Source organism: Neobacillus drentensis (genome assembly GCF_036962765.1).
Lineage (GTDB): Bacteria > Bacillota > Bacilli > Bacillales > Cytobacillaceae > Neobacillus > Neobacillus drentensis_C.
Genome location: NZ_JBALOS010000020.1, coordinates 23,854 through 44,747 on the forward strand (window position 1 = coordinate 23,854; position 20,894 = coordinate 44,747).

At 39.7% G+C, this 20,894-nt stretch carries 16 protein-coding genes and 2 riboswitches; all 16 genes read right to left on the minus strand.

The features are described from left to right. Positions 1 to 3: 3 nt before the first annotated feature. The 16 genes from V7137_RS03495 to V7137_RS03570 all read right to left on the minus strand — a co-directional run bounded on the left by V7137_RS03495 (position 4) and on the right by V7137_RS03570 (position 20,761). Entirely contained in the window at positions 4 to 456 is a 453-nt protein-coding gene (locus V7137_RS03495; RefSeq protein ID WP_335696773.1) for a PAS domain-containing protein, read from the minus strand. Positions 457 to 901: 445 nt separating this feature from the next. Then, on the minus strand, positions 902 to 1,921 hold the full coding sequence (locus tag V7137_RS03500; RefSeq protein WP_335696774.1) for a thiazole biosynthesis adenylyltransferase ThiF: 1,020 nt from the start codon (positions 1,919 to 1,921) through the stop codon (positions 902 to 904). Next, positions 1,918 to 2,685, minus strand: a complete 768-nt coding sequence (locus V7137_RS03505; protein ID WP_335696775.1) for a thiazole synthase — start codon at positions 2,683 to 2,685, stop codon at positions 1,918 to 1,920. The genes V7137_RS03500 and V7137_RS03505 overlap by 4 nt, the downstream gene beginning before the upstream one ends. Position 2,686: 1 nt before the next feature. Beyond that, positions 2,687 to 2,890: a sulfur carrier protein ThiS gene (thiS, locus tag V7137_RS03510; protein ID WP_335696776.1), complete on the minus strand. Its 204-nt coding sequence runs from the start codon at positions 2,888 to 2,890 to the stop codon at positions 2,687 to 2,689. Positions 2,891 to 2,900: 10 nt separating this feature from the next. Beyond that, positions 2,901 to 4,031: a glycine oxidase ThiO gene (gene thiO, locus V7137_RS03515; protein WP_420490079.1), complete on the minus strand. Its 1,131-nt coding sequence runs from the start codon at positions 4,029 to 4,031 to the stop codon at positions 2,901 to 2,903. Next, positions 4,015 to 4,767, minus strand: a complete 753-nt coding sequence (gene tenI, locus V7137_RS03520) for a thiazole tautomerase TenI (RefSeq protein WP_335696778.1) — start codon at positions 4,765 to 4,767, stop codon at positions 4,015 to 4,017. The genes thiO and tenI overlap by 17 nt, the downstream gene beginning before the upstream one ends. Then, a riboswitch (TPP riboswitch) is annotated at positions 4,768 to 4,876 on the minus strand. It abuts the gene before it with no gap. A gap of 153 nt (positions 4,877 to 5,029) precedes the next feature. Next, positions 5,030 to 7,297: an outer membrane protein assembly factor BamB family protein gene (locus tag V7137_RS03525; RefSeq protein ID WP_335696779.1), complete on the minus strand. Its 2,268-nt coding sequence runs from the start codon at positions 7,295 to 7,297 to the stop codon at positions 5,030 to 5,032. A gap of 143 nt (positions 7,298 to 7,440) precedes the next feature. Then, positions 7,441 to 8,433 (minus strand): anti sigma factor C-terminal domain-containing protein, encoded by a 993-nt coding sequence (locus V7137_RS03530; RefSeq protein ID WP_335696780.1) that lies wholly within the window; start codon positions 8,431 to 8,433, stop codon positions 7,441 to 7,443. Then, a complete protein-coding gene (locus tag V7137_RS03535) occupies positions 8,426 to 8,926 on the minus strand; it encodes an RNA polymerase sigma factor (RefSeq protein WP_335696781.1) in 501 nt (166 codons plus the stop codon). Before V7137_RS03535 ends, V7137_RS03530 begins: the two co-directional genes overlap by 8 nt. Positions 8,927 to 9,131: 205 nt before the next feature. Next, entirely contained in the window at positions 9,132 to 11,423 is a 2,292-nt protein-coding gene (gene metE, locus V7137_RS03540; protein ID WP_335696782.1) for a 5-methyltetrahydropteroyltriglutamate--homocysteine S-methyltransferase, read from the minus strand. A gap of 177 nt (positions 11,424 to 11,600) precedes the next feature. After that, a riboswitch (cobalamin riboswitch) is annotated at positions 11,601 to 11,782 on the minus strand. A 152-nt stretch (positions 11,783 to 11,934) separates the two neighbouring features. Continuing rightward, entirely contained in the window at positions 11,935 to 12,306 is a 372-nt protein-coding gene (locus V7137_RS03545; protein ID WP_335696783.1) for an MmcQ/YjbR family DNA-binding protein, read from the minus strand. A 25-nt stretch (positions 12,307 to 12,331) separates the two neighbouring features. Beyond that, complete coding sequence (locus V7137_RS03550) at positions 12,332 to 12,727, minus strand: VOC family protein (RefSeq protein WP_218348019.1); 396 nt, start codon at positions 12,725 to 12,727, stop codon at positions 12,332 to 12,334. Positions 12,728 to 13,022: 295 nt separating this feature from the next. Further along, entirely contained in the window at positions 13,023 to 13,790 is a 768-nt protein-coding gene (locus V7137_RS03555; RefSeq protein ID WP_335696784.1) for an ABC transporter ATP-binding protein, read from the minus strand. Positions 13,791 to 13,960: 170 nt separating this feature from the next. Then, on the minus strand, positions 13,961 to 16,315 hold the full coding sequence (locus tag V7137_RS03560) for an ABC transporter permease (RefSeq protein WP_335696785.1): 2,355 nt from the start codon (positions 16,313 to 16,315) through the stop codon (positions 13,961 to 13,963). A gap of 365 nt (positions 16,316 to 16,680) precedes the next feature. Then, positions 16,681 to 18,585 (minus strand): beta-propeller fold lactonase family protein, encoded by a 1,905-nt coding sequence (locus V7137_RS03565; RefSeq protein ID WP_335696788.1) that lies wholly within the window; start codon positions 18,583 to 18,585, stop codon positions 16,681 to 16,683. A gap of 76 nt (positions 18,586 to 18,661) precedes the next feature. Next, positions 18,662 to 20,761, minus strand: a complete 2,100-nt coding sequence (locus V7137_RS03570) for a hypothetical protein (protein WP_335696786.1) — start codon at positions 20,759 to 20,761, stop codon at positions 18,662 to 18,664. Between the last annotated feature and the right edge of the window lie 133 nt (positions 20,762 to 20,894).

Here is a 20,894-nt window from a genome sequence, read left to right on the forward strand (position 1 = left end):
TTATCAGAAGTAGGCCTTGTTATGTTTTTCCGATAGCATTTGCCTTTCTTTTTTAATCAAAGATATATCTTCTAGTACTACATAGGACCCCACCACTTCTTCATTAAAAAGGATTGGGAAAGCAGTTACATTTACGTCCATTATTGTTCCAGGGCTCATACTAATTCTTGAATCAAAATTTGTTAGTTTTTCACGACCTTTTTCGAAAAAAAATGTTTGCGTTTCATTTAAACCAGAAGAGAGGAAAATATTACTCAATCTCATCTGTAATAATTCGGATGCAGTGCATCCCAAGAGTGTTTCACAAACATCATTCACATAAGTCAATTCTCCCGCCATATTCAATATAAAGAATGAGTCTGCGTTTTTTGATAAAACAGAGAAATCTTTATCTACATTCACATCTATATATATTTCAAGTAGAAAGTTCAGCCGTTTAATCTGATCTAGTTCCATTCGTACCCTCCTCCTCACGACATTTAACCTAAATAAAAAGCCAAAATAAGCGTAGAAGTTCCTACGTCTTATTTTGGCCTAAATTCTAGCATCCATAGATCTAGAGAATCATTGCCTATTAAAAATAGCTTCCTTATATTCCCTCTTATAAAGAGCACGATTAGAAAAGAGCAAAAATCCGTATTCCACTATTAATACTAATCTTATTTATTAAAATTTTCAATTAATTATTTTTGTTTTCTTTCGTTTTCCTAGAAGAAAAATTAGGCAATTTGCTTTTTCAAAATCAGTCATCGAGCGAGCAGGATGGAAAGCCCAAGCATAACCACTGACACTACAATGCCAACATAATATCTGTTAATTGAAAAAAGAGAGCACGTTTGCTCTCTTTTAAACAGTAGATATTAATATAGGAACATTAAAGCCAGCCGTTGTTTCATTCTAATCAGCCCAAGTATCTATGATATAGTGCCTTTGCTGCGGAAATATCCTTCGTTCCGTGTACTAACACCCTTCCGTCTTTAAAAAGGACTAATCGGTGAGAATTCACCGTATACGATAGAAGGTAAGGATTTCGCTCCACGGCTCCCCCTTGATTCGCAAATATTTTTTCTAAAGCCTCCAAATCACGAACCATTGGAATCGAAGGACGTATCTGAACAGAATCTCTTCCACATAGGACAGCTGTCTTTGTTTGATTTTCAAATGATAAATAAGGGTAAGTACGTTCTTCCCCGCAAGAAGGACAATCCCTCTTTTTCAATTTATCTACTTGTATGGAACTATATTGGTTTTTCCATAAATCAAAAGAAACAAGTTTATTTCGCAATGAATCCAAGTCACCAACCAAAATTTTCAATGCTTCACTTATTTGAAAAGAAACGACCATGTTAACAGCTGGACTAATAATTCCAGCTGTATCACAGGTTAATCCTCCAAGAGGAACGGTTTCTACTAAACAAGAAAGGCAAGGTGTTTTTTCAGGAATGATCGTGTAGGAGATTCCGTAGCTTCCAACGCAAGCACCGTAAATCCATGGGACACCATACATTTGGGATACATCGTTAATGATCATTCTTGTTTCGAAATTATCCGTTGCATCCATAATAAGATCAACTTTTTTGGCCCAGTCTTCCAGCTCTAACACAGAGGCATCCGCAATGATTGCCTCCATTTTCACAGAAGAGTTAATGGCTGTTAAGCGGTTTTTGGCCGCTATTACTTTAGGAATTCGATTTTTGGCATCTTCTTCTGTATATAACTGCTGCCGCTGTAAATTGGACCATTCTACATAATCACGATCAACAATGGTTAGTTTACCAATTCCAGCGCGGACAAGTGCTTCGGCACATGCTGATCCGAGTGCTCCCACTCCAATTATGAGTACATGTTTATCGGAAATTCGCTGCTGGCCGTCTTTTCCAATGGGTGAAAAAAGTTCTTGTCGTGAGTACCGATTAATCACCCGATACTCATTCCTTCCTTTGGACTGCTTGCTGTAGCATATCTCTTTTTCTCGATTCGGCCGGCCTCATAGCCTAAACGTCCAGCTTCAATCGCTAATCTCATTGCTTTTGCCATTTTTACCGGATCCTTGGCCGCTGACACAGCCGTATTCAATAAGACGCCATCGGCCCCTAATTCCATCGCTAAAGCTGCATCGGCCGGTGAGCCAATTCCAGCATCAACAATAACAGGAACGACGGCTTGTTCGATAATAAAGCTAAGGTTTACGGGATTGATGACACCTTGACCTGATCCAATTGGCGATGCCCCTGGCATGACAGCATGACAGCCAGCTTCTTGAAGTTTCCTAGCTAAAACAACATCGTCTGAGGTATAAGGGAGGACAATAAATCCTTCCTTCACTAATTCTTCTGTCGCCTTTAGGGTTTCAATCGGGTCAGGAAGTAATGTTTTATCACAGCCAATCACTTCCACTTTAATCATATCGCAGAGGCCAGATGCTTTTGCTAATTTTGCGATACGGACGGCCTCTGCCGCTGTTTTCGCACCTGCTGTATTAGGCAGTAGCGTATATTTATTGGTGTCTAGCTGTTCTAAAAAATTCGGCTGACTTGATTCAAAAATATTCATTCGTCTTACCGCGAACGTGAGGATTTCTGCTTCGGAAACTTTCACTGCTTCCTTTTGGATTTCATAGCTTGGATACTTTCCCGTTCCTAGAAACAAACGAGATTGAAAGGATAATGAACCTATTTTTAACATGTCAACCGCCTCCTACAAAATGGACTATTTCAATTCGATCTTTATCTGATAATCTAGTACTTTGGTGATCTATTTTGGTTAATATTTCACCGTTTACTTCCACGACAACGACCTTATCAAGGATTTCATAATGCTTGAGAACATCTGAAACAAATACGACATGCTCTGGTAATTGGATATACTCGCCATTTAATATTACTTCCATCTTTAACCTCCTAACCAACTATCTCTTTGTGTCTTTCAAGGTGAAAAGATGCGAGAAGAGCCTCATCTTGCTGGCTACCTGCTAATAGGTCAGCTACTATTTTCCCTGTAATAGGGCTTAATAAAATCCCATTTCGAAAATGCCCTGCTGCAACGAACAATCTTTTCCATTTTGGATGCTCGCCAATATAAGGGATTCCATCGCCTGTCTGCGGTCTGAATCCTGACCACACTCGCTCCCATGCTGCTTCCTTAATCTGAGGAACCAGTTGAGTCGCTCTTTCTATTAATGAAGCAATCCCTTCGGGTGTAACCTTGTTATCAAAGGTATTTTCAATCATGGTAGCCCCAATATAAATTTCCCCATTTCGTTTTGGTACCAGATAACAGCGTTTGTCGGAAAAAATAGTCGTGTTAATAATCGGCTCCTCCGTTCGAACGGAAAAGCATTCTCCTTTAACAGGATACACGCTAATGTCCAGCCCAGATTCACGCATTAATTTCGTTGCCCAAGCTCCGGTGGCCACGACTACTTGTTCACTATGTATGACGCCATTGGTCGTTTTAACCCCTTTAACCTGACCGTTTTCAAAAAGAAAAGAAAGGACCTCCGTATTTTCACGTATTTCCGCTCCAAAATAAACTGCCGCTTTTGCAAACGCTTGTGTTAACTTTGCTGGCTGCACATGTCCATCGTTGGGGAGATACATCCCTCCAACAACACTTGGTGCTAAAGACGGTTCCATTTCTCGTAATACCTTTCCATCCAGCCATTTTATAGTTGGATCCCAATTCCTTTGATAGTTGACCTGTTTTTTTACTTCTACTGCTATTTCTTCCGTTTCTGCAATTTTCAGCATTCCTTTATTCACAAACTCGATATCAATTCCAGTATATTCATATAACTCGCTAGATAGAGTAGAAAACATGGCTTGACTCTTTAATGCCACCTGGAATAAAGGACCATCTTGTTCAATCTCCGCTTGTGCTGCCAGCATACCGGCAGCCGCACTGGAAGCTTGGCAAGCCAATCGTTCCTTCTCAATTATGATTACTTTTCTTCCCATTTTTGATAGTTGATAGGCAATAGAGGATCCGTTAATCCCTCCTCCGATTATGGCAACATCAAATGAATTTTCCACTTGTTCCATCTCCATCTCTTAATACATTTATATAAGCCTTTACTGCTAATAATGGATCGCGGGCTTCCAAAACTCCTGACATGACCGCGATCCCTTTTGCCCCTGCATCGAGTACCCGCCCCGTATTCTCAGGGGTTATGCCTCCAATGGCAATAACCGGAACCTCTAATTGTGTGATCCTTGATAATTCCTCAAGACCTCTAGGGGTCATTCCTGGTTTTGATTGTGAAGGGAAGACATGGCCGAAAAGCAGGTAATCAGCACCACTTTCTATTGCTTTTTGTCCTTCCTCAAAGGAGTGGGTGGAACTCCCTACCCTAAGCTGAGGAAAATTTCCTTTGACAATAGCTGCATCTAAACTATGAAAAGCTAATTGAACCCCTCCTGCCTTTGTAACTAAGGCAACATCCACACGATCATTGATAATAATCTTTGATAGTGGCAGGTTTGTCGTGGTTAATAGTTCAACTGCTTGAAAAAGCTCCCTCGCTGTTTTTTGTTTTTCTCGTAAGTGAATCGCGGTTACATATGGGTGAATATCCATGACAATTTCACGTAGTTGTTCGATCGGCATTTTACCATTGGATATAATATGCAACTCTTTAACACTAGTTAAAATACAAGTCACCCCTTTAAGAAGATTCCGCTTCTCTATGAAATAAAGTGAAAAACAAAAAACCACTTCCTTTTGATAAGAAAGTGGTTGATAATTTGAAATATAAACATGATTCTTCAAATATCCATGTTTCCACTTCCCTACGCTGGTATAACCCAGATCAGGTTCATAGAGTCCCGAAGTATCACTTCAATCTCAGCCTTTTAAAAAGGCACCTCTAGCGGATTTGCTTCATCTATTAATTTGTAAAAATTGCTCTGCATGGATAATGTTAACACGTCGGTTAGAAATGTCAAATAAATTCTCTATCCATACCTTTCATATATTCTGAGCCCTCACTTTCGCATGAAAAAAGAGAGCGAGCTCTCTTTTTGAAAAATGATTATTTCACTATGGTCAGTTTTTGGCCAATATAGATTGGTTGATTCGGATCGAGGTTGTTCGTTTTGACGATGGAGTCAATCGTTACACCATTCTTTTGGGCGATTTTCCAGAGGGAATCCCCAGCAATTACAGTGTAAATAAATGTGGATACAGTAGGAAGGGTTATAGTAAATTTTGCTACATACCCAGAATCCGATGTAGTGCTGTCTTTCTTGTATTCTATTGAATACCAGTCTCCGATAGCGGAATAAATTTTTATATCTGTATTCATCGGGAGCACGAACTTTGTATCATACTGAGTTCCAGGATAGGTTCTAACATTGACGTTTGTCCTAGTCTTAGCATTTTCGATTGCTTGAATCTCCTGATTGGATGGAACTTTGATTAATGGCTTGGAGACATATCCTTTCTGAACCGCGCTGACAATCCTATACTCAATCTGATACCAATCACCCGTTTCTCCAGTTATGACCACTTCTGAACCAGCAGGGATCGTTCTTAGGATGGTACTTTGTGTGGTTGCTGCCGAGCGCAAGTTGGCATTTTTCAAGGTTAGACCGAAACCTTCTGTAATCAGTATTGATTTGTCACGTGCTGTATACTCATTCTTATTCCCAGCAAGATCTGTGAGTTTTACAATTGGGTAGTAATTTCCACGGATCACGTTAAAGCCACGGCTGTTTTTTCCATCCCAATAAAAATTGGATGTACCCTTCAAGTGTCGTCCCCACCCAATGGTTTGAACTACCTGACCGCTTTCATCAACAATGGTTACATCCATATCCGCCGTTTCACTTATGGTAATGGGAATTTTAATTTGATTCTTCCCATCTTGAAAAGTGAGTTGGTTGACCGGTTGTAAATCAATCGTTGCCGTTGGCTTTTCGGTATCGAGCTGACTTGGCTTTGGCACCGCATAGGTATAGAGGATTTGATTGGACTCCGTTACAAAAATGGTGTCTTTGATGACTCCGATTGGCCGTACGCCCACACCGCCCGTTGTAGTAGAAAGCTGTAGCGTTGAATAAATAAGCTGTCCATTGGCTGTATTAAAGAATTTGAGCTTGTTGTAATTTTCCATAATGATTTTGTCTGATGCTATGACCATTCCATCTGATCCAGTAATAGTCTGAAGTCCACCTGAAACAAACTGTTCTGCGTACATAGTTTTCCATTTTTGTACCCCTGTATTTTTATCAATTGCCATAATATTAGCCTCATCAAGGACAATTAGAGAATCATTCGTTACCGAAAGGGGCTGTGCATAGTATCCAGTTGGACTATACTTCCATAATGTTCTTCCGCTGGCTGCATCCAATGCCCAAATCGTTCTAGTTGTTTTTTTCGTTTCGAAGTAAAGCTTCTCCTCTTTATAGACAGGGGCTCCGTAAATAGGCAAGCTTGAATCAAGATCAAATGTCCAAAGCACCGTGCCAGAGGACGTATCGAATGCATACATTTTGGAGGTCATTTGAACGGGATTCCGTATATTTGCAAACAACCGGTTTCCGCCAGCAGCGAAAACTCCTTCGATTTGCTCCTGGAATTTAAGGGGGAAATTCCATTTCTTTTGACCGGTATTTGCATCAACTGTACCAATTGCATACATGCCCTCGCTGGTTCTCGTTAAATAAAATAACGTATTTTGGTCAATTAAGAGACGATTGGCAAAGGCAGCAACGGTCCAAAGTGTTTGTGAAGCATTACCATTATCCTTAATAGCATAAATATTATTCATGGTTGAAGTGTATATGACTCCGTCTCTTGCTATCAAATCAAGAAATTCGTCTTGGTTTTCTGTTGAAAAATTCCATCTCTCTTTATAGGTGTCCAAGTCGGTTGCAGAGAGTATTTTTTTCGAGATTCGTTCAGCTGAATACAGCTGATTCTTATTCACACTAAAAAGGGCAGAAGCATTATTAAATGGATCTTTCTTTAAAGTCAATAATTTCAAATCTACCGGCATGATGGCACTTGAGTATTTTGTATTTCCCTGATCAGCTAAGTGCATTTCCCAGTTTTGGTCATCTGCCCTTAGGTTCTGATTTGTAACCAATCGCTCAAATTGCGAGAGCCTTTGTCTTAATTGTTGGTTTTGAGCCATTATTTGATGATAATCACTTGTTACTGTATAAGCCATTTGTTTTCCGTCCCAAGTAACCTTAGCACCTATCCTGCTTAACTCTGAAATGGGTACATTTATGGATGGATACGCATTTTCATAATTGGGTCGGTTATTTCTATAATATTGATTGAAATACATCATTTTTGAAGACCACACCTCCATTTTGTGCACTATCATTTTATGCACATATGCCTAGGTGGTGATGTATACTTAATTTTTTAGATCAGAAGAGAGGCGAGTGTATGCTCAGTTTTCCACTGGTGCAACTGGACGATAGAAACCAATTAATACTTATCGATTGTGGCCCCAAGGACAGATGCCCGGATGAAATCAAGGTTTTGGAAACGTTTAAGTTCCGCTGGCGTACCAGTTACAACGGCTCCGTTTAACCTGATTTTTCCTTTTGTCGCTCGGGTATTTTCTTTAATTCCCTTCAGGGCCTCATTAATTGAACTTTTATGGATGCCTTTATTCCTCAACTGTTCCAGCATTCTGATGAACCCTTCCCCAATTTCTTCAGAATAAGGAAATTCAGATCTAACCTCCAACCCAAAGGCACCTCCACCTCCCTTAGTCTTTAAACTATCATGATCAAGAGTCGTTTTCATATATTCCATTTGAGCTGTTGACGTTGTATCAACCCATAGCCAATTAACATTTTCCTGACCAAGCTGTTTAGTCAATTCTAATATTGTCATTGGTTTCTTAAAGGATAAAGCAACCTCGATTAACTTATTCTCATCTAATTTTACAACAGTATCAAGTTCATTCGGCAAATAGTCGTAGGCCAAACCAGGATAATAAAAATCTATTTTTCTTTCATTGTTGAAGTCATTATAACGAACATATCTTTTTGCTTCTTCATTTAAAGTATTGACTTCCGTCATTCCGCTTCCTCTTTCAATAGTTTCTATACGTCCGAATAGAGGGATTTTTTCTATCTTTTTATCCCAAAGTATAGAACGATCGCCGATGGTTTTCCTGTATGTAGTCTCTTTTGTTATACTAAAAAGATTGTAGTTAAAGGAAGAACCGCCCTCTGATATATTTGCTCCGTGAATACTATTGTAAAAATAATCCTGATCCTGTACCCGTTTAGTGAGGATATATTGACTACCCATAAAAACAATGGTCATTAAGATGGTAGTGGTAAGAACCGTAATGATGACGTACTTGATTGTTTGCTTCCGTTTTGATTTTTTGACAGCCTTCTGCAAGGAAGGACTACTCACAAAATCGATTTTCTCCTCTTCTTTTGATTCGTGATTATCACTCATGGTTTACCTCCCTATAAATCTTTTCTAACTTTTTTCTGGCCCGAAATAAATTCGTCTTAATTGAACTTACACTTATTTCCAATAGAATCGAAATTTCTTCGTATTTTAGACCTAAATGATACTTTAACAGCAATAGTTCTTGAAATTGCGGTCTTAACTGAGAGAGTGCGTATCTCAGTTCACTTTTTCTTTCCTTTTCGAGAAATATTTCTTCAGGAAGCTCTTTTATATCTATTTCTAAAAGGCCCTCGTTTAAATTCAATTCACACCGCCCGTACTTTCGGCATTGATCATAATAGAAATTTAACGCCACTCGTATCAACCAACTCCGTATTTTTGAAGTTTGGATTGAATCGTAATATAATAGAAATCTATATGCAGCTTCCTGAACTGCATCCTCCGCATCCGCCTGTGGAATGCCCAATTTACGTAGGTACCTATACACAATATTAAGTTCTGAATTGAGCTCGTTATTCTTTTTTATGGCATCCATCATCGTCCTCCTGCCTACTAGACGTATCACCTAGAGAAAAGTTTACATTACATTTAAAAAAAATTTGAATTTTTGAAAGCAGGAGAAAAAAATACACTCCGATATAACTCCTTTTCGAATTGAAAAAACCTATATATACTTACACAAACCAAAGAGCCTTTCCAATAATGGAAAAGGCCCCTTAATTTATTTGTTCAGATTTGATTTAAACCGTTTGATGCTGCTGTTGGCGTAGTTTCCGAGCGGCAGACACCATATTTTTTAGCGATGCAATGGTTTCTTCTTCATGCCGTGTCTTTAAACCACAATCTGGATTTACCCAGAACTGTTCCTTTGGAATAACCTCTAAACTATCTTTTAATATCGTATTGATTTCTTCTACACTTGGCACTCGTGGACTATGAATATCGTACACTCCTAAACCAATACCCAATTCATAAGGATTTTGTTTAAGAGATTGAATCAGCTCCCCATGACTTCTAGATGTTTCGATTGAAATAACATCGGCGTCAAGGGCATGAATGGGTTCAATAAAGTCATTAAACTCGCAATAGCACATATGCGTATGAATTTGTGTTTCATTCTTCACACTTGAAGTTGCTAACTTAAAGGCGTTTACCCCCCATGCTAAATAGTCAGCCCATTTTTCTTTGCGTAATGGCAATCCTTCACGTAATGCCGGTTCATCAACTTGAATAATGGCAATGCCTGCATCTTCTAACGCTTGTATCTCTTCTCTCAGTGCTAAGGCTAGTTGGTTGGCTACTTGTTCACGTGAAATATCATCACGGACAAAAGACCAATTTAAGATTGTGACAGGACCTGTCAACATCCCTTTCACATATTTAGAGGTTAATTGCTGGGCCGCTTCTACTTCTTTCACTGTCATCGGGGCTATCCACTCGACGTCACCATAAATAATTGGTGGTTTTACACATCGTGAACCATATGATACAACCCACGCTTTTTCTGTAAATGCAAAACCCTTTAGCTTTTCTCCAAAGTACTCAACCATATCCGTACGCTCAAATTCTCCATGCACTAAAACATCCAATCCAATCTCTTCTTGAATTTGAATCCACCGAGCTGTTTCACTTTCCAGAAACGCTGTATATTCAGCATCCGTAATTTCTTTTTTACGCCAGGCTGTCCGTGTACGTTTTACTTGATCGGACTGAGGGAAACTGCCAATTGTTGTGGTTGGGTAATCTGGTAAATTTAATGCCTCTTTCTGCAAAGGTTGACGTTCTCTGTAAGTCATTGGACGAGTAAAATGCTCATGTGTTACTTGTAATTCGAGCTCCTTCACACGTGCATTTTTCCTCGCCTTATGTTCCTCTAAGGCTTTAGTGGCGACCATACTTTGTGACACACTCTTGTTCCCTGTCCAAGTCTCATCACGTACATAGGATGTGATGTGTGTTAACTCAACCATTTTCTCATCAGCAAATGATAAAGCATTTGTTAAGGTGGGATCTAGCTTCGTTTCAGCCTTTGTTGTTACAGGGACATGCTGTAAACTACATGAAGACTGAATCCAAGCATCTTTTACACCGCTTAATGATAAAACAGCTTTTGTATTCATTGCTTTTTCAGCCAGATTTGCCCGCCAAATATCACGTCCATTTATGATTCCAATCCCTAATACTTTATCTCGTGGGAAGCCGTGTTTACGAAGTGATGCCATATTCTCTTCTCCACCATGGATGAAATCAAGACCAATTCCTGCAACAGGTAATTGTGATAACTCTTCATATGCTGAGAGTCCCTCAAAGTATGTTTGTAACATGATTTGGGCAGCGGGGACTTGTTCTGTTAATTGTTTGTAAATTTCTTGAACTAGTTTTACTTCATCCGCTGTAAGGGAAAGGACTAGTGCAGGTTCTTCGACTTGAATCCACTGTGCCCCAGCATCTATTAGTTGTTGGAATACTTGTGCATATAGCGGTAAAATTTTTAAAATAAACAATGCTTTCGATTTGGCATCGTATCCTTTCGTTAATTTCACAAAAGTAAAAGGACCGATTATGGTAGGCTTTGTAATAAGACCTAGTTCTTCTTTGGCCTCTAGAAAATAATCTAACAGGTAGTTCTTTGTTAATCGTAATGACTGGCTTTCATACTCAGGTACGATGTAATGATAATTGGTGTTAAACCACTTTGTCATTTCACATGCGACAACATGATTTGCCCCGCGTGCCATTGCATAATACGCTGTTAGACCTACTTCATCACCTGTCCACTGATATCGACTTGGTACCATCCCAAACATTGCCGCAAGATCAAGCATACGGTCATAAAGGGTAAAATCTCCAACTGTTAGTACATCTAAGCCTAATGATTGCTGGCGCTTCAAATTATTCAAACGATTGGCTTTCATCTCTAGCTTAAATGATTCCTCTGCTATCGTCCCCTTCCAAAAAGACTCTAGATTCCGTTTCCACTCCCGATTCTCACCAATGTACGGGTAACCAATCGCTGTACTTACTAAATTCATTTGTCATTCCTCCTTTTTATTATTACAAATCCCAAATACAAAAAAGCCATCTCCACAAAATGGAAATGGCTCTACAATCAAGTTAAAGTTATGCTAAAAAAACATAGCAAAACAGCGCTGCTCATAACTCGTTTGTCGTACAAATGAATGTCACCACCTATTTCCACGTAGGTATTTGGTGTGTACTAGAAATTGGCAGGTCTCCTGGCTTATCATCATGGCTCCTCACACCTTCCCGTCATCTAGACAGTGGTATTTGTGATTCACTCCGATTTACAGTTGCGGGACAGCGACGGAATTACACCGTTCTTCCCTATTAAGCCAAGCCTTAGCTTGGCACCAATTCTTACACGATATGTAATTTTCAATAACTATAGCATACTACTAATATGAAGTACATAATTTTCTGAAAAATAGCCAACTTGATGCATTTCTTGGCTTTTGGTCGACTCCAACCTGTAAGTAGATAAAAATGAAAAAAATAAAGAAAGGCAGAGCATTCCGCCTTTCTTCACCTTTTATGCAGTTCAAACCATTTCTTAACCAAACGCTTCGGTGCCGCACGTAAATAGGCTTCTTGAATGAGATCGGTCAATTCATCCCAGTCTTCCCGATTCGGATTTTGAATAGAGACCCAGCCGTGATGTCCTATGTAGGGCGTTTTGTAAAAATGCTCTTTCTGAAGCAATAATTCTTGCGTTTCCCGATCTGACTTGAACGACAAGTTGAATCCCTGCTCGCTCTCACCTGATATCACGAATGATTTTCCATTGATTTTAAAAGTATTATGACCAAAACCGTCGATATGTTCAACTGCTTCGGGCATGGCAAGACAGATATTGCGCAATGTTTCAAGCATGCCTGCCGTGTCTTGTGAATTCATGTTTTTATTCACCTAATTTTGGGTTCTATTTTGCATTCGCATCGGGTTGATGAATGCCGAATATGTTGCCTTCGGTATCAATATAGTATCCTTGCCACGCCATTCCAGGCAGGGCATATTTGGGCAATGCGACCTTGCCGCCATTCTCAATAATTTTCGCTTCCGTTACATCGTAATTTTCGATTCCCATTGTACAAGCAAATCCATTTAAAGCTTGATTTGGTTCCGGTGCAGCACTTTGACGCTGCATCAATGCACCATTAATCCCAAGTTCATCTTCATTCCCAGTCACTGCCCCAAAGTAAGGCATCCCTGCATACTCACTCCAATCTTGAAATGACCATCCGAATACCTCTCCATAAAACTTCTTTGCCCGTTCCATGTCACTGACATGAATTTCGAAATGAACTACTTTACCCATAATTTCCTCCTATTTTTTCAAGAATTATCATACTTGTTGCCGCTTACAAATACCTACTTTCTATTATAACGGGTTTGGTAATAAATTCAATTTTTACTAGAAAAGGAAGGTACATCCATACCTCCCTTTTGTTCGAAGTATTAATGTTCCGTTTGGCTGTTTCAAATAATTATATCGTTTAAAATAAGATTTAATAATACAAGACCAAAAGAGCATAATGCTATTCCATCCCCTGTAGCAGATATTAGTTCGTTATAATATTAAATTGGAACTTTGTGCGGATGCCAATGAAAAATTAGAATCCATTTTCCACTAACCATTTATTAATGCTTTCTTCTCTTTCCTTAATATCGTCATGCTGCGCATCGTATTTACGCATTTTCTTCTGTACCACAATATTTCCATCTACCATAAACAATACTCTTTCGGTTTTTGCTGCCACCTTTGCATCATGCGTAACGAGCATGATGGTTGTCCCTTTTTTATTAATCTCTGCAAGAATCGACATAATCTCTTCTGTCGATTTGGAATCTAATGATCCGGTCGGTTCGTCTCCAAATATGATATCCGGATCATTGATCAATGCTCTGCAGATGCCGACTCTTTGCAGCTGTCCACCAGAAGCCTGGGTGATATGATTATCTGCAAGCTTTTCAATTCCTGTCATTTCCAACATCTTTTTTGCTTTTTTATTTACCGCATTTTTATCCGCATCTTTTGATACAAGAGCAGGAAACATAACATTGTCAATCACAGACAGATTCTTTAAAAGATTAATATCCTGAAAGATAAATCCCATGTTATTCAGTCGGATCTTCGCCAGTTCTTCTTCTTTTAGTCTGCTGACTTCACGGCCTTTAAATTTCACACTGCCAGAAGTTATTCTATCCATACCGCTTACATTATATAGCAGTGTTGACTTTCCGCTTCCGGATGGCCCCATGACCGATACGAATTCACCTTTTTCTATCTCCAGGTCTACATCCTTTAAGATATGAAGCTCATGATTATTCCCTAATTCTACTTTTTTGTTCATACTTCTTGCTTCTAATATATTGCTCATATATATTCCTCCAATGGCAAACCATTTTAAACACCGTCTATATCCGCAGAGACACACCGGATTGCCTTATTTTTCAGGAATCTGCACTCTTTTCTGCATCAGAGCCATCACGAAGGAGACTTCTTCCACCTTCGCGGATACATCTCCCGCCCGTACCCTTTTCAGCAGTTCTAACTTCTTAACACTGCAGATAAATCATCTTCTACCGTTCCCTTACAGCACACAGATATCGTATATCCAACTACTCCAATCAGCACTAACGGACATAGAAGCCAAGTCTGCCATGCAATATGAACAAATTCAATTCTTGCAGCTCCCATATAGGACATTGCCATACTTACAAGAAACTCCCCTAAATAATCAGAAGCCAGTACTCCAAGTATGATTCCCAATATCAGTACCATCAACGTTCCTGCCATATATTGATGTTTAACATTTTTAGAGGTTAATCCCACACTTCGCATGATGGCAATCTGGGACTTATCTTTTGACAATAACATCTTAAGGAATAATGCAGTTATCAATACAACAATGATTACTGCAATGACGATTCCGCCGATAACAATTGTACTCATCTGATCAATGATATTACCAAGAGTCTGTTGTGTATATTCTTCGATATCATTTACCTGTGCAGAATCATAGGCATTCCGATAGTGGTCCATTTTCTCATTAATATCAACGCCGGGAGCCACATCCATGCTCACAATATACCAAAGAACAGCATCTTCATTTACACCAAGACCGGTATCCGCCTTTGCTGTTTTCCCGCCATTTGTAATATCTTGATAGATACCAGATACTTCCAACGTCTTTTCTATCCCGTCATTCTTAACTACTACTTCATCCCCCACTTCCTTGTTTAATCCGTCTTCTGATGCATTTGCATAGGAAAGTGAGATCTCCCCTTCACCCTCCGGTGATCTTCCCTCCAGATAATTTAGTGGAAATACGGAAAAATCTCCGGTTTCAATATTCATATAGTCCCAGGAACCTTCCACATTTTTGACCTGGTAAGAACTGGTGATGTAGGCCGCATACTTTTCAATATCCAAATCATTCAGCAGCTCTTCCTGCAGCTTATTAATATCTTCTGTAATCGTATCTGTCTTTCGAAGATCGATTCTCATGTCGCTTTTTCCAATTCCTATGTATGTGGAAAATTCCGGTGAATTCATGGTGTTATACATATTTAAGGGGAGAATGACAATAAACGTACATACGACAAAAATAATTAGTAGTAATCCATATAATTTGGAACGCTTCCATACATCCCTAAGACCCATGTAAATATTGGTGCTGAAGAATTTGTTCTTAAGCAGTGAAAAACTGTATTTTCGGTTCTTTCCACGCTCCATGATATCTGAACGTAATGCTTCCACCGCAGAAATCTTATCGATTCTTTTTAGTACTCTCTTGCCGTCCATCACAATCATGACATATACAAATAATGGAGCGATAAGAGATAGAACATATTTTAAGTTTCCTGATAAATCCGAAGATAAATAAAGTCTCATATTAACGTTAAACAGGTATGTCACCACAAAGGAAAGCAGATAGCCAATTATACCGGCTGCCACTGACATGACTCTGTATTTGCTAAGATATACCTTCTTTATATCCTTTTTGGATACTCCGATCGCTTTCATAACACCGATTTCTCTTAAATCTTCATCAATCGTTGCCAGAAACGTGAGTCTGATACAGAACGCAGCTATCATAATCAGCAGAATACTGATAAGAATAATGACCAACGCAACTGCCACATCTGACATGGCATTAAATATCAGAAATATCGTTCCTCCGACAGTAGGACCGTTTGCCGGAAGATCTGCTTCCTTGTATGCAGTCTGTAGTCCTTGAGAATCCCCGTTTTCCTTCAGCTTGAATTCAATAAGATATTCCAGTTCCCCTACCTGATTTTCAAGCATTTCTTCATAGTCCGCCTGATTAATAACAAACCGTTTCGAAGAAGTAAGGGAAGAGTTCATCTCATAATCTCTAGCATAATCTGAAATGACAAACTCTTTCTGGTACCCTTCATATTCCACCGTAATCGCATCACCTATTTTTAAGTCATATTCTTCCATGAAATAGATGGGAACCGCCACTTCGCCTTCCTTTACATCCAGCTTTTCATTTTCTAGATCCAAAATAAAATCAAATTTCTTATTCTGTACAACAAATGAAATATCCTGTACCGTTCCAGCCATCGTTTCATTATTACCAAAATGGATATTACTTCCTTCAAAGGACAGAAGAACCATCGTCTCCTGCATCGCTATATTCTCCTGCTGTTCTTCTGTACATTTATCGATCTCTGCCTGGTCATATTCTCCGGAATGCATCTGCGTAATGTCAGCTGGAACTGCGGATTCTTGCAGTTCCGACATCGACTGAATCAGATTTGCTATGATATTTGTTGCACTAGCCCCCAAAAGAACTGCCAGGGTTATAAATATAAACACTGTCACAGTTATGATTTTCTTCCTGAGGAAATCATTCTTTACAATTTTTAAAAACAAAGTTTTTCCTCCTTTCTGTCCAGATAATTTTTCTCTATTTCTTTAACTTTTTCATTTCTAGAACATGCAATAAGCAAGAATGACAAAATTAACGTTAATCATATAAAAAGATATTTATTCATACTCACTCTCTCCTCCCCCAAACCCGGTATCTTTTACTATTTCAATTTGGGGTATACTAAAATCCTTTATGGCTTACAATAATTAACTATTTGTTTACATTCCTTCTTCAAACTTTATATAAAATTATTGTAGCTTGCCTAAATAAAGTCGCGGTTCGTGAAAAAGAGCTAACAGGAGTCATCATTAATATAAGAGAACTTTCTTTACAAAAAAAAACCTGCCGCTTTCACGACAGGTTTCGACTATTCAATCGATTTAATATATTCGGCAATGGCGTTCACTTCCCATGTTGATAGCTTCGGAATGCTGTCATTTCCATGACGTTCAATCGAATCCTCTATGGTCTTTGCGCTGCCATCATGAAAATACGGCGCAGTTGCCCAAACACCCCTTAAAGTTGGAGTATCAAATTTTTTGCCATCACGCGGATTCTGATATTGACCGCGTGCATCTCCTTTTGAAGGCACGTCGAGTTTGCTTCCTGTTCCAATATCATGGAGAAAGTTTGTGTTTCGTTCCGTCAGCTCTCCTTCTCCATTCACAGCCTTGCCGCTGTCAGTGAAGAACTCCCCGCCATGGCAGCTGAGACAGTTTCCTTTTCCGTTGAACAACCGTTCTCCTTCTTTGGCTGTGTTTGTTAAACTGCCATCTTTTTTCCGATAAGGACTTTGAGGGGGTGGATACGAGTTTGGATCTTTCAAAAAGGCCAGGAGTGCATCATACATATGCTGTACATCTTCTGGGATCGGTTTGGCAGGATCAAGTTCCATCATGCCTCCCATTTCGCCTTGAACAGTATGAATATAATCCGTAAACTCATTGCGTGACCCGTCCCACAAAAACAGCCCTGTTTCCGTCGTCACCACGTTGCTTGGAATATTACGTGGACCTTTTGCCGTCGTTAACGTTAAGCGATTCATGTCCCCATCTGCATGGCACGAGGCACAGCTCATCCAGTTGTTCCCCGTTATGCTTGTGGCGAACTCATCACTGTTGGCACTGTAAAATATTGTTTTACCTTCCCGCACCTCTTTTGACAGAGAGTCTTTTTTAATCAGTTTTACAGGTTCCCCTGACATAGTGGCCCGTGCATAAGGGCTGTCTCCCCCTGTTTGAATCGTCGCTAAATTATGACTCATCGCATTATGAACATATAGTTTTTGGCCATCATTTGAAATGGCAATCCCCCGTGGGTTATCTCCTTTAATGCGTCGCAAAATTTGGGTCGCATTTCCGCCACGTGTTAAATCAAAAACGACAAGGTCTTCGCTGCCCGACATCACTACATAGGCTTTGCTGCCATCCGGCTGAAAGGCTACATCATATGGATTCGATACAATGATGGTTTCATTTTTTACATCCCGAATATTCATTTCGTCAAAGAGCTCTTTTCGTTCATCTACGATTTCTTCGTCTTTTTCTAAATCGATAACGGACACCGCAGGAAAGATCGTCTCTTGAAAATGAATTGGGGTATCGATATTCGTTAACAAGTGTGGAACAAACGCCTTTTTCCCATCAGGCGATATCACAAACTGCTCGATCGTATTAGGAATCCCCTGGCTTTTCTTACGGTTAGTCTGATCCGGTGAATTAGCCAAGGTAATAGTCTTTGTCACTTTGTCTACCTCTGTATCGATGACAGAAATATTGCCATCTAAATAATGAGGAACATATAGCTTTTTCCCATCCTTTGTCATGGCAACCGTTCTAGGACGGTCGCCAATTTTTATTTCCTTCTTTACTTCTCTCTCATTTGTGTCAATGATAGATAGCGTACCAGACTGATAGTTTGCTACATAAAGCGTATCACCGTTTGGGCTTGTGACAAGCCCAAACGGTTGAATACCAACCTCAATGGAGTCTATTACTTTATTCTTTTTTGTTGAAATAACATCTACTTGATTATCAAATAAACACGAAACATACACATATTGGCCATCAGGACTTAATGTTAGCTGCTGTGGTTGTTTTCCGACCGAAACTTCCGCTAGTATTTTTTTCGTTTTTGCATCTAGGATCGATACGGTGTCTACATCTATATTGGCAACATAAAGTGTATCACCTTTGTTATTTAGCACCATATTATCACTGTGAACAGCTTGGTTACGAAGGACCTCTTTGGTCGTGACCATTTGTTCCGGCATACAGCTTACAGCGATAATGGTCGTTACAGATAAAATTGTCAATTGCAAGAGTCGCTTCCACATAATGTTTCCTTCTTTACCGTTTCTTCACTTCTACATTCACTAAAACAGGTGCAATCCCAAATTCCCCGTGTCCTGCCTGCACTTGTGGAACATTGTCTTTGTCGTTGTTCCCAAGCTTTTGACCGTCAATATAAGCATCTCCTGTATCCCAGAGCTCGCTTGCCTGCATTCCTTCTTGTAACGACGGACCGTCAATAACTGTATCGTAAAAAGAAACATAGCGGGAGATAATCGTTTCACGGTCCAGGGCAGACAACGTATTTTGATCTCCGTCCGCGTTATATAAATTATTTAAGGCAACGCGGAAGACAGCTGATAAAGCCCCTGCTGTCATTGGGCTATATTTCATTTCATCTTTACTTGTGTAATATAAATTTGTTTCTTTATCGAGCATTTTCTCATCCATCGCCTGGTATAATTCACGGGCAGCATCGCGGTACTTCGTTTCTTTCGTTGCTAAGAATGCTCCAGTCAAGCCTCTAATCGCTCCTAGTTGTGCATCTAAAGTTGGCTCTGTATCGTCCTGGCCTTTTCCGATCGTATAGCCGTTTGCAACTAGGCCATCTTCACGTTTTAACTCATTGATGATAAAGTCGGCTTGCTTTTTAATCATTTCCAGAGCACGCTTTCCTTCTTCTGTCTCTAATCCTTTTGCATCCTCACCATTTGCGTATCCGACAGGAAGACCGTCAATCGCACGCTGGAACATTCGCAGCGCCTCTGTCGTGTATCCGGCCTGGAATGTATCTACATGCGCTCCCTGTTTCTTTCCGTCATGTTGATCGATAAAAGCTCCCGCTTCATTGTTAAAGTGCATGGCATCGATATTTTTAAAAACTTGCAGCAACACATCGCGGTTGATGGAATAAGGATCAGATGCCTTTACATCGTTGGCAGCAGAACCATCTACATTCTCCTTAGCTGCACTCGGAAACGGTTTACCGTCAAATGCGGCTAAAAACGCCGGGTTTTGCGCTTTGTTTTCCGGACGCTGATCTGTCATGCCGTAAAATTCGGATGCCGGCCACAGCATCAGCCATTGATCTTGCAGCATGCTTCGTGCATCTTTTACGGTCAATTGTTTGGAGTTTGGCATCTCATCATTGCCGTCTTCCACGACTACGATTTGGTGCGGCAAATAAACAAAGCCATTAGCCGGATTATATTTGCTTCCAGTCCCAGCCGTCAGCTGCTTTTTAACTGTATCATAAAATAATCCGTCGCGAATGTAGGCCAGCTTGTTCCAAATTTGTTCCGTCAGAATGGCTCCCTGCATCCCATCAGCTGAACTAACCCCTAACGCGATGTTTGCGTCATCATCATCTTTCGGTGATGTCGCTTCAAGTTCTTCATCGCTGTCTACTTTATGTAAGCCTCCCATAAAGTCTCCAGCCCAAAGAGATTGCTTCAAGAAGGTTGCTCCATATGCTGACGGATTTAACGTTTTGTCCATCTTTGCCCGACCCCAGCGCAACGTTTCAAAATTCACCTGATACATTGGTACATAAGAGTCATCGTCATTTTCTGCATAAACATTTGTATCCACTTTTTGTATGTAGTGCGGGTCACCAGAGGAATATTCGATTAATGTTGGAAACATATTCCTAAACAGTTCATCTTTTGGATAACCGACACTGTCTGCCAGTTCATAAAAACGTTCACCTAGCATAGTAGGTGCGTCTTTTCCTGTTTTCTTTGCTAATTCTGAAACTGCCGGGCCGTGGATTAAATGTAAGCCCATACCGGACTTCTCCGTCACTTCATACATCGCTTCTTCTGAATATTCATATGATTCTACACCCGCTGTGTAGTCGAATTTGGAAGGCTGATCCAGCTTTCTTACATCAAGAACATCTAAATCTAAGCCGAGGCCTTCTACTAATGGCTCTCCGGAGAGTTCAAATTCTGCATAAGCAAACATATTCGCGGCTGTATCAAACGTATAATCTGTCACTGGAACAGATACGCTGCTTTTTTTTGTATTTGTTACCGTTTTCATATCTGCTTTTGTATCTTCCTTGGCGGTTGATTTCTCGTTTGAGCAGGCACTTATTAATAAAAGTGATGAAGCCAATGCAACTGTTGTCATCACTTTCCATGGTTGTTTTTTCATTATCGTTCCTCTCACCCTTCATTTATGCCTCTATATTTACAATTTATTATTATATCTATATCTTATTTTAAATGAGAATAAATATCATTATCAATAAAAATTTGATTTATATATGCAATTAAGTCTTTTATCC